1 protein-coding gene is annotated in these 1,374 nt (G+C 31.7%); it reads left to right on the top strand.

Annotation, left to right across the window (positions count from 1 at the left end):
* The first annotated feature begins 120 nt into the window (after positions 1-120).
* Positions 121-1,338, top strand: coding sequence for an IS4 family transposase (locus tag FNW21_RS16190; RefSeq protein WP_144257785.1), 1,218 nt, complete (start codon positions 121-123; stop codon positions 1,336-1,338).
* Positions 1,339-1,374: the final 36 nt, after the last annotated feature.

Here is a 1,374-nt window from a genome sequence, read left to right as displayed (position 1 = left end):
TAGTAATGGTCGGAAGAATAATCTTCCGACTTTTTTTGTTTTTTATTTATATATTTAACAATATTTTTCTTGTTTTATTTAATGATTTTGTTTATATTTATTACTGTAAACAAGTAATTTATGACCAACTTTAAAGATCACAAAATTTCCCTAAATCAGGTTCTATCATTTATTCCAGAAGCGCTTTTAAGCCATCTTTCGGCTACCACCAAGGTGGATTATTACAGTAAAGTATTGCATGGTAGGAAAATGTTTTATTTGCTTCTATTTTGCATTTTCGATAATGATAAACTTAGTCAAAGAACTTTAGAAGATACTTTTAACAGCAGTGGATTCAAGGCTTTGTTTGGATTGGACGAGGATGAAAAAGTACGAAGAAGTTCTATTTCTGAACGTCTTTCAAAAATTGATTCTAATTATTTCAAAGAAATTTATCAGCAGATGTATGGTAGATTTTCTGAACTTTATGACAAGTCTGAAATCGAAAAATACAATCTTATACGTGTTGATAGTACGATAGTTGCTGATACCTGCACGAAATTAAAAGAGGGAATAGATCAAAAAAGTGGAAAGAAACTGGTAAAATTCAGTTTTTCATTTGATGGAATTTTACCTTCGGGCGTAGAAGTTTTTACTGGTCAAAAATATTCATCTGAGGAAGCAGCACTTCCTGAAGCGATCCTAAAGCAAGTCAAAAAAGAAGAACATCACGGTAATATTTATGTGATAGACAGAGGTTTGCAATCCACACGAGCGATGAAAGATTTTGATGAAAAATCTGTAAAATTCATCATTCGATCAAAAGAAAACCGAAAGTTTGAAGAGATTGAATCTTTTCTTGAAACAGTAAAACCTTTAAAATGGGATGACTGGAGCGTTTTAAAAGACAGCAAAGTGAAGCTTTTTACAGGAACTCCTATCCTAAACAAGCGTGAAAAAATACATTATCGACAAGAAAAAGTAGAAACTGAATTTCGTTTAGTGGTTATCAAAAACCAAAAAAACAATAAACAATTTTGGTTTCTTACCAACGAATTTAATCTCTCTGCCAAAGAGATTTCAGATTATTACCGTAAAAGATGGGATATTGAGGTATTTTTTAGATTCTTAAAACAAGAACTTAATCTAAGCCATCTTGTATCTATGAATAAAAACGGAATTGAGGTTATGGTTTATATGACAATGATTGCCTCAATGCTGCTTTTAATTTATAAAAAAGCAAACGATTTAGGATACAAAACTGCCAAAAGACGCATTGCTATGGAGCTACGAGAGTTGATAACCGCTATTTTAATTGTCTTTGCTGGTGGAGACCCTGCCAAAGTCTTTAAAACTTGAAATAAAAATGGTCGGAATTTCTTCCGACCATGACTA

Source organism: Flavobacterium restrictum (genome assembly GCF_007097245.1).
In the GTDB taxonomy this organism is placed as follows: Bacteria; Bacteroidota; Bacteroidia; order Flavobacteriales; family Flavobacteriaceae; genus Flavobacterium; species Flavobacterium restrictum.
Note: the sequence above shows the minus strand (reverse complement) of the source record. Positions and strands in the feature narration are given on the sequence as shown.